The sequence below is a fragment of the Anabaena azotica SJ-1 genome (assembly GCF_047275885.1).
Classification (GTDB): Bacteria; Cyanobacteriota; Cyanobacteriia; order Cyanobacteriales; family Nostocaceae; genus Trichormus_B; species Trichormus_B azotica_A.
Genome location: NZ_CP178454.1, coordinates 2,700,942 through 2,715,737, shown reverse-complemented (window position 1 = coordinate 2,715,737; position 14,796 = coordinate 2,700,942). Strand labels below are relative to the sequence as shown.

Annotated in this window: 9 protein-coding genes and 1 pseudogene; all 10 read right to left on the bottom strand. The window is 38.9% G+C overall.

What is annotated here, in order from left to right; genetic code table 11:
• Positions 1-983 precede the first annotated feature (983 nt).
• A complete protein-coding gene (ftsY, locus tag ACLLO5_RS11950) occupies positions 984-2,627 on the bottom strand; it encodes a signal recognition particle-docking protein FtsY (RefSeq protein ID WP_413175663.1) in 1,644 nt (547 codons plus the stop codon).
• Between the two features lie 202 nt (positions 2,628-2,829).
• On the bottom strand, positions 2,830-3,471 hold the full coding sequence (gene nusB, locus ACLLO5_RS11945) for a transcription antitermination factor NusB (RefSeq protein ID WP_413175662.1): 642 nt from the start codon (positions 3,469-3,471) through the stop codon (positions 2,830-2,832).
• A gap of 274 nt (positions 3,472-3,745) precedes the next feature.
• Positions 3,746-4,508: pseudogene (locus ACLLO5_RS11940) on the bottom strand (DUF502 domain-containing protein).
• Positions 4,509-4,915: 407 nt separating this feature from the next.
• Positions 4,916-5,758: a glycosyltransferase family 2 protein gene (locus ACLLO5_RS11935; RefSeq protein ID WP_413175661.1), complete on the bottom strand. Its 843-nt coding sequence runs from the start codon at positions 5,756-5,758 to the stop codon at positions 4,916-4,918.
• Positions 5,759-5,864: 106 nt separating this feature from the next.
• Positions 5,865-6,701, bottom strand: coding sequence for an HpsJ family protein (locus tag ACLLO5_RS11930; RefSeq protein ID WP_413175660.1), 837 nt, complete (start codon positions 6,699-6,701; stop codon positions 5,865-5,867).
• A gap of 376 nt (positions 6,702-7,077) precedes the next feature.
• Positions 7,078-7,719 carry a TIGR04282 family arsenosugar biosynthesis glycosyltransferase gene (locus ACLLO5_RS11925; RefSeq protein WP_413175659.1) on the bottom strand — a complete coding sequence of 214 codons (642 nt, stop codon included), beginning with the start codon at positions 7,717-7,719 and terminating at the stop codon, positions 7,078-7,080.
• 8 nt (positions 7,720-7,727) lie between these two features.
• The gene (locus ACLLO5_RS11920) at positions 7,728-8,270 is read right to left on the bottom strand and encodes a Tfp pilus assembly protein FimT/FimU (RefSeq protein ID WP_413175658.1); all 543 of its coding nucleotides are present in this window, start codon (positions 8,268-8,270) and stop codon (positions 7,728-7,730) included.
• Between the two features lie 136 nt (positions 8,271-8,406).
• Positions 8,407-9,429, bottom strand: coding sequence for a hormogonium polysaccharide secretion pseudopilin HpsC (hpsC, locus tag ACLLO5_RS11915; protein WP_413175657.1), 1,023 nt, complete (start codon positions 9,427-9,429; stop codon positions 8,407-8,409).
• Positions 9,430-9,479: 50 nt separating this feature from the next.
• Positions 9,480-10,187: a hormogonium polysaccharide secretion pseudopilin HpsB gene (gene hpsB, locus ACLLO5_RS11910; RefSeq protein WP_413175656.1), complete on the bottom strand. Its 708-nt coding sequence runs from the start codon at positions 10,185-10,187 to the stop codon at positions 9,480-9,482.
• A 4-nt stretch (positions 10,188-10,191) separates the two neighbouring features.
• Complete coding sequence (hpsA, locus tag ACLLO5_RS11905) at positions 10,192-14,676, bottom strand: hormogonium polysaccharide biosynthesis protein HpsA (protein WP_413175655.1); 4,485 nt, start codon at positions 14,674-14,676, stop codon at positions 10,192-10,194.
• Between the last annotated feature and the right edge of the window lie 120 nt (positions 14,677-14,796).

Here is a 14,796-nt window from a genome sequence, read left to right as displayed (position 1 = left end):
TTTTAGATATCAGGGGTAGGGTATGGGGAATCCCATAATTAGGGCTAGGAGTCAGAAGTCAGGAGTCAGGAGTCAGGAGGAAGAATTGGAAGGAGTCAGGAGTCAGGAGGAAGAATTGGAAGGAGATCAAAACAGTCTTGAATCTTGGTAAGTGAAGGGTTTTTGATGATTTCATCGCTTATTCCTTGCACTTTATTCACCTTTTATCCTTCTATCGTCATTGATTTATCTAGGTTTTCACTTTCTATGGCTTACGCCACGCTACGCTATCAGCCAACCATAGTTAAAATCAGGGGTTTCAAAGTCGGACTTTGTATTTCTGGTGCTGTGCGTCTGGAACTACTGATAACTGATAACTGAAATTAGCTTGAACAAAAAGAAGCCTCTCGCCTACCCGGAACGGGAGGCGACGAGTTGACCTCCGACCATTATCAACCGTTAGGTTGATCAGAGAGTGGGGTCAAGGAGGAGTCGCCAATCTTTACATTTGGCATCCTATCGATCCAATCCTCAACCAACTGGGTAACTGTTTTTTCTCTAGATTCTGCATAAGATTTAAGCTTGTCGTACCTTCTCTGGGAAAGCCTAATTCTGATAGATTTTTCCTTCACGATGTATCACTACTATGGATACATCTATAGTAATATATAGGTGGTCATTGACCCACCCACACGGCTGTAAACAAAACGAAGTAGCGGTACGACGCTTGCGGAGGTAACTAGCGTGAGTAAGGGGGAAGGGAATTTGCCACTGGGACGCATAGGCACACTCCACGTAAATTCACGGATTACAATTAACTGCCTTGGGAAGCAGGGCAGCTGCCTGGGTTCTGGCTTTGACCAGATAAAGGGGTTTTCCCCAGAGATGCTACATCAGACTCAGAGCGTTTTTGGTAACGCACATTGTTTTTGCAATGTTCCTAACAGAGCGGTGGCAAATGAGACAGGAAGCCAACACTTACTGCTTGCAGAAGTGTTGGTACTTCACCCATTTAATAGGGCTTCAACAAACTCATAACTGGAGAATGGGCGCAGGTCTTCAATTCCTTCTCCAGCACCAATAAAGCGAATGGGTAAACCTAGTTGTTGGACTACGGCCAGGGCAACGCCGCCTTTGGCTGTACCATCGAGTTTGGTTAAGACTACACCGCTGAGTTGGGCTGCTTGGGAAAATACTTCAGCTTGTCGGAGTCCGTTTTGTCCCAAGGTAGAATCTAAAACTAAGAGAGATTCTACGTGAGTATTTGGGGCTTTTTTGTCGATAATACGGCGAATTTTACTCAATTCGTCCATTAAGTTTTTCTTGTTTTGGAGTCTTCCAGCGGTATCTATTAATAGTAGTTCTGTGCCTCGTGATTGGGCTGCGGCGATCGCATCAAATACCACTGCGGCTGGATCTGTGTTCTGTCCGGGATTGGCAATTACTTCTACGCCGCTTCTACTACCCCAAACCTTGACTTGTTCGACTGCGGCAGCGCGGAAGGTGTCAGCAGCGCCAATTAAGCATTGATAGCCAGATTTTTGAGCTAAATGAGCTATTTTGCCGATTGTGGTTGTTTTCCCCGCACCGTTAACTCCAGTGATTAACCAAATGGTTAAGTTGTTTTTTTCTGGGGCAAAGCTAGATTTTTCGGCTGCTTTATTTGGTGCATCTAGCATATCCCGGAGGATTTTTTTCAGGTAGGCGATCGCTTCGTCTGGAGGTGTGACTTCATCCCGGAGTTTTTTCTGTAAAGCATCAATAATAAAATCTGTCGCCTCTACACCCACATCAGCTTGCAGTAGTAATGCTTCAATTTCCGATACAGCAGCTTGATTTAGAGGCCCTTGACCAACTATTGCTTTCAGTTGGTTGAGGATATTTCGCCGTGTTTTATCTAAGCCTTGGCGTAACTTTTTGAGCCAAGTAATTTCTTCTATGGAAACATCTTCTGCCCGTCTTCCTTGGGCTGCCAAAACTTCTACTGACCACACAAACCCATCATCAAATTCCAGTTCGGGAATTTCTGCTTCTATATCTAGTGTAGTTGTAGTTGATGCCAAGGTTGGTGTTGTTTCTGGTTCTTCAACTTCAATAGCTGTGGCTATCAATCTTTCTTGTTTGGCTTGTCTTTCTGCTGCTGCCCGTTCTAAAAAAGATAAGGTAGCTGGATTTTCTGGGCTAGAAACTTCTGCTGTTTCTTCAGAAATAGCTACTGGGGTTACTTCTGCGGTGACAGATGTTGCTACTTCTTCTAGAGTGGGTTCTTCAGAAATAGCTGCTGGGGTTACTTCTGCGGTGACAGATGTTGCTGCTTCTTCTAGAGTGGGTTCTTCAGAAATAGCTACTGGGGTTACTTCTGCGGTGACAGATGTTGCTACTTCTTCTGGAGTTGTTTCTTCAGAAATAGCTGCTGATATTGATGCATCTTCCTCAGCAGAGTCAGTTTCTTGAATCTGAGCTTGTTGTTTTTGCTGAATATTTTTGTAAGCAGCTTTAGCAAACGCCAACAAGTCAGCCGTGTCTTCTGTAGTTTCTACGGCTGGTTCTGGTTGTGTTTCTTGTATAGGCTGCGTTTCCCCCTGTGGTTGTTGTTCAGGGGTGTCCGAAGACTCATTATGTTGACGACGAAACCAATTAAAAACCATTGCAGCAAGATTATTTAGTTATCAGTTATTAGTTAGCGATCGCTGTTCCAGTTGAGTAAGTCCTGAGACTGTTATGATAAAAACCAGATACAAAAAGACTTTCAACCTTTTTCCCTGCTATATCAGTTTAATTTAATCCGCCACGTTTGCTGGAGAGGAAAACTTACGGGTTATCCTCACAGTGTTGAAGTGAGGATGATACCTATGCGGTTTGTTTTTGCTCTGCGACGCGGCGCAAGACACCATTAATAAACCGATGTCCTTCATCTCCGCTGTAGCGTTTGGCTAATTCTACGGCTTCGTTGATAGCAATACTGGCTGGGACTCCCATAAATTTCATTTCTGCTGTTGCAATTTGTAGAATATCTCTGTCGATTTGGGCTAAACGAGTTACTTGCCAATCTACTAAAGCATCAGAAATAATTTGATCGATGACATGGCGATTGTCGTTGACGGTGATGATAATTCCTTTGGCGTAATTGCGAACTTCCTTATCCTGATTAGCCAACTGAATTAATTCTGGAAAATCAACTGCTGTACCCAATTGATTGATGGCTGTTTGAGTATAGGTGATCGCTTCTTGAAGCATAGTTCTAGCTGTATTTAGGTCTGAAGCCCTAGTTTGGCTAGTTAGGAGGCGGTCATTACTGCGTTGCAGTTCACCTGCGGCATTATTCAGGGTATCTTGAACTTCTGTAGTCAAAGTGCGTACTGCGCCTAAAACTAACTTGGCTACTAATTGTTCATCTGGTAATTTCTCCAATTTCTTGGGGTTTACAGGTAGTTGGCTGAGGCTTAACAACGCCAATTCACGGGCTATTTGTTGGGGTTTGCGAGGTTGCATAATTTTGGGGGGTAAGATTACTAAATTAATTACAAAGAGACAAAGCTACTAATATATCAGTTTTTACACATTTACAAAATCAAAATAGGGATTGGGGATTGGGGATTGGTGATTGGTGATTGGTGATTGGTGATTGGTAATTGGTGATTGGTGATTGGTAATTGGTGATTAGGGAAATTACTTCCCCATCTTCCCCATCCTCCCCTGCTCCCCTGCTCCCCTGCTCCCCATCCTCCCCATCTCCCTCATCTCCCCCAAATCCCCTGTCCGTAATTTATGTTTCTTCAACCGAAATTATGTGCTGTTGAGCTTCTAGAGATGATACTGGTTTCGGTAAAACCAAGGGAGATAGGGGTGCATTAGAGGCAACAATACCACCAGAAACAATGATTTTAAAGGCCTCTTCGACTGATATTGTGAGGTTGACTACTTCTTCTTCTGGTACTACTGCATACCATCCGGTGGTGGGGTTAGGTGTGGTGGGGATAAAAACGCTCAACATTGTTTGAGACATTTTAGCTTGGATCTCAGTGTTAATTGCACCAGTGACAAAGGCGATCGCCCAAATTCCTCGTCTGGGATATTCTAATAAAACCACACGGCGAAATTTGCCATTGGAATCTTTGAGTATTGTTTCCAATAATTGCTTGAGGGTTTTGTACACCTGGCCAGCTAAAGGTATGGCTTGCAATAAACGCTCACCAAAATCTAGTAACCACTTACCAGCTATATTACGAGCCATCAAGCCAATAACCAGGATACTTAGTAGTGGTACAGCCAATCCTACTACCAAGTTAAGTACATTAACTAATATAGGATGTAGACCATCAAAGGGATTTAGCTGTTTGGGAATTTGGGTGAGAAAGTTAACTACCCAACTGGCAATAGTAATAGTCAGCCAGATGGTAGTTGCTAGGGGAATCACCACCAACAAACCAGCAATCAGGTCATTTTTTAAGTCCTGTTTTAGGCGTTCAATTACCAAGCCCCTATTCTCCTTTTTTTAGGCTACTAAAATTTTTGTGATTGGTTTCCATAGTCCCCAAAAACCGGGAAATTTGTCTCATACTTCTTTCTGGGCGGGCTACATTTTGATTTAGCACGCTAAACCGTCCGCAATTATCAAGTTAATAGCTGTTGAGACTGCTTTGCGTACAAAATTCAATACCTACCAAAGAAAAGCGTTAGTTTTGGGTATTTAACCAGTGTTACTTTTCTTTGTAATACTTGTAAATGATTGTTGCAAGTTTCTTGGGTATTACTAATCCTAACGTGCAATCTCACCAGATGCTCATAATTATATAAACAGCAGTATATAGCCTAAGAATATCTCTGGATTGATGAACAAGTGATATATTCTCAGAAGTGAATTTTTTAAATAAGTTTTGTTAAGAAGATTAATTTTCTGTGTTTAGTGGTGGTTATGTGTTGGATAAGGCTGACATCAAGGAGATTTTTCTGCTGACTGCTGACTGCTGCTATATTTCATTTCCCAAACTTTGAGCAAGATCAGGTATTCGTAGAATGCTTGCAAAGTACACCAAGCTAAACCAGCTTGTCCATCCAAGCAACCACCTAAGAAAAAATACATATAAATAAAGCGTGTCAATGGTCTGGCTGGTATCCGCAAAGATACATCCTTGAGAGCGCGTCGTCTTTCCACTTCTGATTTACCAAGAAATAAATCTTGCCAGTTCACAGCACCTTTTTCTAATTGATACACCGTTTCTTTAGCTTCATCTGTAGAATAACGGTTATGTTTTTCAATCCAGCGGCTCAAACCTTTACTACAAGTGTAATGGGGATAAGTTTCTTTAATAAAGCTGGTTGCTCCATCACAAACTTCCCGTTCCGTATGACCATAATCTGTGAACCAAACTTTACCATGACGGAAAAGACGCATTTGGTAGCGGGGATATTGGGTGCTGTAACGAATCCAATGATTCATGAAAATTACCCGTTCAGCAACGTAGTAACCGATATAGTCTGGATTTTGAGTTGCGGCTACACATTCAGCAAAAAGTTCTGGTGTCATTCGCTCGTCGGCTTCGAGAATGTAGACCCATTCATATTTAGGAGTGACAGACTCTAACATCCAGGTGCGTTGTTTCCCGTGACTTTCAAAAGCGTGTTCAACGATGCGAACTGGATAACGACTGGCAATTTCTACAGTGCGATCGCTACTACATGAGTCTACAACCATGATGTCATCGGATAGCATCGCTGATTCAATGCAAGCGGCAATATCTACCTCTTCGTTATGGGTAAGTATGTAAATTGATAGCATTTCTGGTTTTATAACGATTTAACTAAATTTGAATTGCTTTGTAAAACTGATTCATAATAAGCCGTCAAATCTAATTGACGGCCGATACTCGCTGATGTGTGGTAGATTAACGTGCTGGTGCTTTTCGTTTTCCACCAGCTTGTAAAGCACCCATACCTTTTAATCCTGTCCAACCAATGATGATATAACCAATGGATAATAGTAAGCTGCTGATACCAATCCGCAATCCAGACTTCCAAGCACCATCTTTAGCTTGTTTTTCAGCTTCTTCTTTACGCTGACGAATTTGGCTAATTCTTTGATTAGCTACTTCTTTAGGATCTGTTTGTTGGTCAATAAATTTGTCAAGTTCTTGGGGATTAGCTTTAAATTTCTTGAGTAATTCCTTTTGTTCTGCGGGTAGTCGGGGGTTATCCAGTGCTTGCTTATATTTCTGCTCATCTTTTAGCAGTTCAGCAAACTGAGCTTTAGCTTGGTTTCGCACCTGTTCTAACTGAGCTTTAGCCTGATCGTTATTTAGCTGTTCAATAAATTGAGATAGTTGGTTGTTGAGTTGGGTTTCTGCTTGCTGGGCATCTTGAGAGATTTGACTAACTCTTTGGGTGCTGGCTTGGCGTACATTATTCAGGTGTAGAGGAAACATCAGCAGGAACATCAACCCAAAAACGCTGGCAAGAATTAAGGCTGGTAATCTTAAATCTAAACCTTGGGGGCGATCTTCAGCACTATTCATCCAAGAGCTAGCAAATATTGCACCTATTCCCAATAGCGGGACTATTCCTCGATCAACTATGGCTGTCACCAAACCAATTTGTAATTGTTTATTAGTAGGGCTGAAATCCAGTAACAAAACCCCAAAATCCACGAAAAAAGATAAAATGCAGACTATACCAATGACCTTCAGTACAAGGGCAGTATTTGAGGAAGCAACACGGTTAACCATATTTTTGTAAATTAGTTGTGAATAAAACAGATTGCCATTTATAAAGTTACAACTCTTGGAGCATAAAACTCATTCGATTGAGAGAAGTTGGGAAAAGGGTAATAGACAAAGGAGAAGGGGCAAAAATTTGCCTTTACCATTGAATTTTTCAGTTTTTCCCCATACTGGCAAGAGTACCGTATGCAATATTGTCTGCTTTTAACTTTATTTGTTTGTGTCTGAGCATCAAACTTCATTAATAGCCAACCTAGAATCATTTTGACAGTCTCTTGGTTTTAAAATATACCATATAAATAACTGTAGTGTATGTTATTTTCGTAAAATACTGAACTATGATATCAGTAGTTATCTGTAAAAATTCAGTTTTTTCTTTTACTTACCCTACACCCTTCCATGTTTGTTGCCAAACTGGTAAATCTTCAGGGCGGTCAACGTCAGCTAAAGTAGTTAAGTACACCGATGATAAATTAATTTTCTGAGCAATTTCTACAGTTTGTGAAAATACTTGAGCCGTTCCCCACTGGATTTGATAGAACAACTCTGGTATTAGTTTTCGTAAACCGATCAAGTAATAACCACCATCAAGGGCGGGTCCTAGAACCAAGTCAAAACTCTGTATTTGCTCGAAAGCTGTGGTTAAGATTTGCGAATTCAAGCCAGGACAGTCTGTGCCAATTATAATGACATCTTCTGCACTATTGTCAAAAGCATCAGCAAGCGATCGCATCATCCGTTCACCCAAATCCCCTTCCCCTTGAGTTTTATACACAAAATCCAGACCCAACCAATTTTGCATTAGTTCCCCATTCCCACCAGCAAACCGAACTTCTACGGTTATAGCAGATGTCTTTTGTAATTTATTTACCTGCAAAATAGTATGCTCTGTCATCTGTTTTTGCAGATTAGCAGCACCAATATCACCCAACGCAGGTATCAATCTAGTCTTTGTTTTCCCTGCTGCTGGATAGCGGGTAAAAATAATTAAATGCTGTTTCCGAATTTTCTGCAATTTCAACACACCCAATCTTAATAACAATACCTACCATTATCTGCTGTTGGACGCTCTTTTGCAGTTCGCATTGCCCCTAAAATTGTGGAAACAAACACACAACGTTTTGCTTTACCACCAGATTTACTGGATAGGGTAATCCTCCCTAACGGTGGTTGTCTAACACTACCCAAATAATCAAACTGGATACTTCTAACTCCATCAGACTCCTGTAAAGTTGTCTCTTCATCTAAACGGACAGTAGAATCTAAATTATTCCATACAGCATTAGTGACAATAACTGTAGCTGGATGAACAGCCCATTGGACTATACCATTTTGTTCCCGAAAACTAATTTGCCAAGCCAATTTCTCCTTTTTAGCCTGGCTTTGTACTTGACGCATAGCTTGATAAACCTCACTTTGAGCAGCATTAAGACGACGATTATTAATAAAAGTCAACCAACTAGGAATTAGAATTGCTGCTAATATCCCTATCATTAAAAGAATAACTAAATTTTCCAATAAAGTGAATCCGCTACTAGATTTATCAAAAGATAATTGGCTCTTTGTTTTTTTCATGATCAATAATATGAGAATTTTAATTTTACTAATTACGAATTACAGCAGATTGCAGATCAATCAGGTACAGAATCTAAATTGAAACCTAGACAGCAAGAGAGTTTTACTTTTGACTCCTGACTCCTGCTGTAACGATTTACTTATACAAATAACCGCGACCTTGTACTTTAATACTTCCAGTAGGAAAATAAGATTTGCGTTCAGAACTATAATTGATACCTGCATTATTATTGATCCGAGCCAGTGCATTACCTCGAATAAATACCTGTGCTATCGTATTTACTCTATCAACACAAACATAAAATCCTGTCATTTTACCAGTATTAATATTATTAAAGCTGGGTGGTGGTACTTTTGACCAAGTAATTAAATTTTGAGTAGAATCATCAGGATTTTGCACATTTTCAGGACAAGTAGCTGGCGGTATATTCGTAATAGTTTGATCAATATAATCTATCAATACTACAATATCATTTGTATAAGCTACTGTATTTTTTATCCATCTATTCATCTTTTGTTCTAAAGTACCGTGTTGAGTTATATCAAAAAGACTAAAACCTGGACTTGGACAATAATTTCTGACATACTTGCTGCCAGGATATCCAGTACAATCTACACCAGTAGAATCATTACTACTAGTGGTTACACCATCTTTAATTTGCCACCTGCCAATACGAGCAGCTTTAGACCAAGTAGAACTACTATCCTTAATTAAATAATATGCAACTAAAGAGTACACAAAAGTATCATCTCTGACCGCATCTGCCACTAATTCTCGCTTCCAAAAAACCATCACAGGGACTCTATCTCTAGCAGATGAACTAGGCAATTGAGTTCTAATAGCATCTATTCCAGCAGCATCATAAATATAGACTGCTTCCTGTAAATCACGGGAAATATAATCTAAAGCTGCTTGAATTTCTTGTTCAGATATTGCCTTGGCTTGCTCATTTTTTTCTGTATTCATCACACTGATCATAAATCCTAACAAAGAGGAGATGATAATAGCTGCCATTCCCAAACCAACTAAAATTTCAATGAGAGTAAACCCAGGGCTATTTTGTTCAGAATGACGATTTTCAATGTTTTTTCTAAATTGGGATGCTCGCCATAAACGCAGATAAACGCAGATTAAGACGGATAAATCAATTAATTTCATTATTCTGTGGAGCCTCACATAAAATTAGTATGAGTCATTAAAAATCATGTTTATTGACAAACTACTGGTGTGGGTGTCGCTGTTGGTTCTGGTGTAACTAATGGAGTACCTAACCTCTGACATAAAGCCTGAAATGTAGTGCTACTATTAGCTATATCAGTGGTGATTTCTATTAATGGTGCTTGTTTATCACCCAATCTTCCATTGATAGTTGATGTAGTTTGTTTAATAGTTGAATCTGTATTGATTTTTACGGGTTTAGTAAAATCTATATCTGCTCTATAAACTCTGATTGCTAAACGATAACCATCATTTATTTCGTTGGTTTGAACAATTCGACCCGCTTGAATGTAAAACCGATTATTGACACAACTTGTAGCACTAATAATACCATTTTCTAAATAGCAATACATACCAGTTGCTGATGAAGGTGCTGGCATTTCTGTAGCATTGATAAAATAATCATCAGGACTGCTAGAAATATTTCTAGGTGAAGCAATAGTAGCAACAGAGAGTTGAGATATTATTTCTGGTGCTGTAATTGAACCGACTCTCACACCATCAATAAATGTTCTAGCTGCTTGCGATGCAATTTCCACTCGTCTAGCTTGAACTCTGATGGCTGTTGACATAACTAATATCGGTGCTATGGCAGCTAATAAAAGACAAGCGACAAGCATTCCTACCAGTGATTCAAGAATTGAAAAACCACCATTATCTAGAAATATAATTTTTTGCTGTTTTTTTGATTTCATCATTTACTTATGATTGACAAATAGCCGGACGTTGATTTTTATCAATAGCATAATTATTTGTTGTTATTTCTGCACATAATAAACGTTCTATCCATTTATCATCTCGTCCAACTTCTCGAAAATACTCATCTGGTAGTTCAGCAGGTATTTTTAGTAATTTTTGGGAAAATAGGTCAGATGATTGAGATAAAAGTCCGACATCATAATTCCATTGTTTCGCTGGAGGAATATAGCCGGAAGACATACCAGAATTGAGGCTAATTTTATATTTAAAATCACTGGTTTGATTGATTATAGATGTGGCATAACTCGCGGTTGAATATGCACTTTTTTTCATTTGCATAAACGCACCACTAATTTTAACGGCAACAGGACTACGGCTAGGACTCCAGTTTTCCATAAAGCGAACAAAGTTTTCTAAACCCCCGTTATCTTCCGTGGGACGACTGGGATTATCACCCGCAGCGATGACCAAGTTAAATGTAGTTTGTGTAGCTATTTGTAACCAATTATTGTGGTTTTCAGGACTAATATTAACTGTGTTATTGGGGTCTGTAGGTGTGGCAAAGGGTTGGTTAATTTGCAGAACAGGTTGCCAAATTCCGTTGTTGTCAGGTATTAACCAAGGGATAAAAAAGGGGTTGTTCTGTTTATCTTTTGCTAATCTAGGTAATGTTATTCCTGATATTGGAAATGCCTGTATTTTATTGTCATCATCTACACCGTAAACGGAAGTAGGAGTTGTTAATTCACCAGTTGTAATATCTCGTTTAAAAGCTATTCTTTTGGGTAAATTTGGGTCATCCCAATTATTTGATGGAGGGTTAGCAGAACCCAATGAACCGGTTTTGATCGCACTCATTGGTAGCCCTTCAATATTACCACCTCCATTGCGCCAATTATTCTGTCCTTGTCCGTTGTATGCGTTATAAGGAACATTAGTAATTACCCATTTTTTGGGGTCACTATTACACACATTAATATCAGTTACATAACAAACTTCAAATACATATTCTCTGGCTCGTATTTGTTTGACAATTGGTGTCACAAAGTTGTGAAAATAAGAACTTCCCTGAAATCCATCCACATTGGAGTCAAGGTCTATATTGGGGATACCATTACTGTCATAATTTGTTGTTACTGTTGGGGCGTAGGTATTATATTTGAAGTAGGTGGGACGGCTGTTGAGTGAGGTGGCATCACCTGAATTATTATTCCAGTCATAATCTCCTTCGCTGCGGAAACCAAATCGAAAGTTGTTAGAAAGTAAGGTAACGGAATCTGCTAAAATTACCGCAGGTCGCCATTCATCACCTGTTGTACAATTTGAAAATTTTGGATCACCAGGACGACAAGCAAAATTGGTATTTATGTTGCTGCGAGTGTAGAAGTTATCCCAATTAGATGATAATGATGTTGAAAATTCTTCTTGGGTGTGTGGATTAAAGTCGCCTTTAATATAAACAGGTAAATTGGTAGCAAGAATTAAACCTTTTTCTCTTTCTCTGAAGGTATTGCTTGTACCACGAAATATTTTTGTGGGACTGTTGCTACTCATGACCATAATCCCGTTAGGACGACGGGTAGAATCTAGTTTAAAATCTACCGGACTTTCTAGTTTGGCTGCTTCTGTAATACCTGCACTAGCATCAGGTAGGGCATCATCACGAGTAGCGTAGATAATGCCGCTATTTGGTAGTAAATATTCTTGTGTTGGTGTTGTTCCACCAATTGTAGTTGTCCGTAATTGATTTAAGTCTAATACGGTGGCGCGAATTTCTAAGGGTTGTCTGTCTTGGAGTGGTAAATTGTAGGATAAATCAGAATCTAAAGTATTTGTTTGATTGGCTTTAATTTGTCGAGAATCCAAAAATGCAATTTCTCTAATTGCACCATGAGGAATAGCTGGACTGGTCGTAACTGGTGCAATGCTACCATCCATAATTTGTAGAGCGCATAAAGCTGCATCAATGGCTGATTTTTCTGAGAGTGTGAGTTGTGTTTTTCCTAATGCATTTCTGAGTGGTTCATTTACCCAGCGTCCATTGGGATACTGTAAATCTTTTTGATAATTCAGTAAGTTTGTGTAATTGCTGATGGTTTTGGTTGGTGGTGGATAAACTATACCGTTGTTAGATATGCCGTTAGTATCTTTTTCTATGCCTACAGCATTTGGTAATGTATTAATATTTTTGGCTGTGGTGCTATTTGTAGGTATGTAAAAGCTACTGATACAAGCTATAGGTGCAGGATTGTTTTGATTATAATTAGCTGATTTGTAGTGATAAACAACTGTAGCCCTCATTTTTAAATAAGGGGTAGTTATGTCACTTTCAAGCAGCTTAGGTAAATGAAATTGTAGTGATGGGTCATAAATTGAATATGATTGTATAGTTGGTGCTGGTGCTGGGGCTTGTGGTATTGGCAACATATCCGACCAAATTTGTACAGATGCATCAGTAAAGTCTGTAGTTGCACCATCTGCATTTCTGGGTAAATAAATACCTGCACCTGTGACTACTCTTAAGCCACCAATGGGTGTTTGTGGATTTTCTGGTATTTGTGCTGCTGCATATTCCCAGTCTCCATCTCTATCTGTGGCTGCTAAATCTGCTAGTGTTTGGATGGTGGAACGACGGGTTCTTGTTCCAGTTCCCAAATCCCAATTAATGCCTGTAATATTTTGGGTATCATCCAAATTTGCACCGACAAACCGATTTTTATTGCTATCCCACCACAGTTCTGGTAAGTTGTTACCAACTAAAGTCCTGTCTCCTAAAAATTGCTCTACACCAACTAATTCTTTTTGTAGTTTCTTAATTGGTTCTGTAGCACTGGGTTTTAATAAATTGCCACTAATATTAAGTGTCAGTTGACTATAACCTGTTTCTGTTTTCCCATCACTGGGGTCAAAAGGATAAACCCACGCATCTATGGGGCGGAGATTATCACCGCTACTACCAGTTTGGAAGGGATTTGTTACCCCATTTACATCTGTTTGTTCATTTCCAAAGGCAACTTCTTTAAAAGGTACGCGACGGGTACGTTTTTTAAAATAAAGTTCTAATTGTTTACGGCGAATCCCATCATATCTATCTGTGCTGTATGCTGTATCAAGCTGTCTTTGTTGTTTAATAATTCCGTCTTTTACTTCTTGAGGATCTGTACTAATCGCATTAGCAAATTGAGTATTAACTAATTTATTTATACGTTTAATATAAGCTAGGTTATTGTAAGCTAATTCACTGGGTGCATCTGTAACTGATTTGTTAGTTTTGACTTGAGGGTTATAACCAGTCACACCTTCTGGATTGGTTCTTTTGTCTTTGTATAAATCTACTGTAGTTGCTGTGGCTAAATCATCATCATCTATAAATCTTCCTGCACCTAAATTACCACCAACTATAATTTTGGCATTTTCATCTTCATAAAAGCAGGAGTTGGGACTGCTAACTTGATAAAAACGAACTGTAGAACTTTCTGATCCAGTGAGTAAGTTACTGTTAGTAAAAATTCGTCCATTGATTTTGAAGTCGCTGTCTGGAGTAATTTCTAAGTCGTCTTCATAAATGATGACATGATTAGTAGGTGGTATTTGTACACGGTCTTGTTGATATTCTAACGCCGAAAAACCTTTAGAACCTCTGTATATTTCATACTTAGTTTGAATATCAGTAGGAATAGTATTCGTTGTAGTGATAGGAACTATAGCAGTGTAGACAAAAAAGGACTTTTTCAATTTACCGCCAACTTGAAACCAACCATTAATATCTACGAGACTGGCATTTATATTGAATATACTTTTACAAGCTTCACTCAGTTGACCAGAATTCATGGGTGGAGTTCTAGCTTCTAAGGGAGTTCTAGCACGAATGTATCTATTATTATTTACCGGAGGATTTCTAAAGTAAATACCATATAAGTTATAACTATCAAATTTACCATTGTTATCTGTGTCTAGTGGAAATCTCCAAGCAGTTTCTAGGGTTTCATATTCTTCTATTGGTGTATTGTTGTTTGGTTCTTCGATGCTACCATTACCATTAATGTCAAACTTTATTTTTAATAAGGATTCATCACCAAAGGTATATTCATTGATGTTATTTACTAAGTTAGTATATAATTCCTGATCTAATGGGGAATTCTTTGGTAATCTTTTATCTTGAAATAGTTTGTTAATTTTTGCTCTAGCTCGGTCAATTGCTGGTGTAGCTGCATTAATTACTATCTGATTAACACGGACGTTATTTGCGTGTTTAGCCCGTTCAAATGAGCGAAACATAATAGCCAGGGTTAATAATACAACTACCATAGAAACCATTGCTACTGTTGGCAATACGAACCCAGTATTGATGGATATTCGCTTTTTTTGACGGCTAAAAATAGCTCTTAATAGTCGAGTTATTATTTTTTGTACTGCATACAGAAATTTGAGGATTATCTTTTGGAAAATCCTGGTTTTAGCCTTAATAGGCTGATATTTTTTGGACATAGATGCTACCCTGTCAAGTAATTGGCAGGTATGGATAATGTTCTTATTGACCTCTGTAGAGACTCTGATATGAATGTCTTTACAGGGGTTTAGAGATAGTAGTTATTTTTATATATTTGA

Excerpts from the sequence above, each read along its gene's own strand:
- ACLLO5_RS11930 (WP_413175660.1), bottom strand. The coding sequence starts at position 6,701 with ATGGTTAACCGTGTTGCTTCCTCAAATACTGCCCTTGTACTGAAGGTC.
- hpsA (WP_413175655.1), bottom strand. The coding sequence starts at position 14,676 with ATGTCCAAAAAATATCAGCCTATTAAGGCTAAAACCAGGATTTTCCAA.
- hpsC (WP_413175657.1), bottom strand. The coding sequence starts at position 9,429 with ATGAAATTAATTGATTTATCCGTCTTAATCTGCGTTTATCTGCGTTTA.
- ACLLO5_RS11935 (WP_413175661.1), bottom strand. The coding sequence starts at position 5,758 with ATGCTATCAATTTACATACTTACCCATAACGAAGAGGTAGATATTGCC.
- hpsB (WP_413175656.1), bottom strand. The coding sequence starts at position 10,187 with ATGATGAAATCAAAAAAACAGCAAAAAATTATATTTCTAGATAATGGT.
- ACLLO5_RS11920 (WP_413175658.1), bottom strand. The coding sequence starts at position 8,270 with ATGAAAAAAACAAAGAGCCAATTATCTTTTGATAAATCTAGTAGCGGA.
- nusB (WP_413175662.1), bottom strand. The coding sequence starts at position 3,471 with ATGCAACCTCGCAAACCCCAACAAATAGCCCGTGAATTGGCGTTGTTA.
- ftsY (WP_413175663.1), bottom strand. The coding sequence starts at position 2,627 with ATGGTTTTTAATTGGTTTCGTCGTCAACATAATGAGTCTTCGGACACC.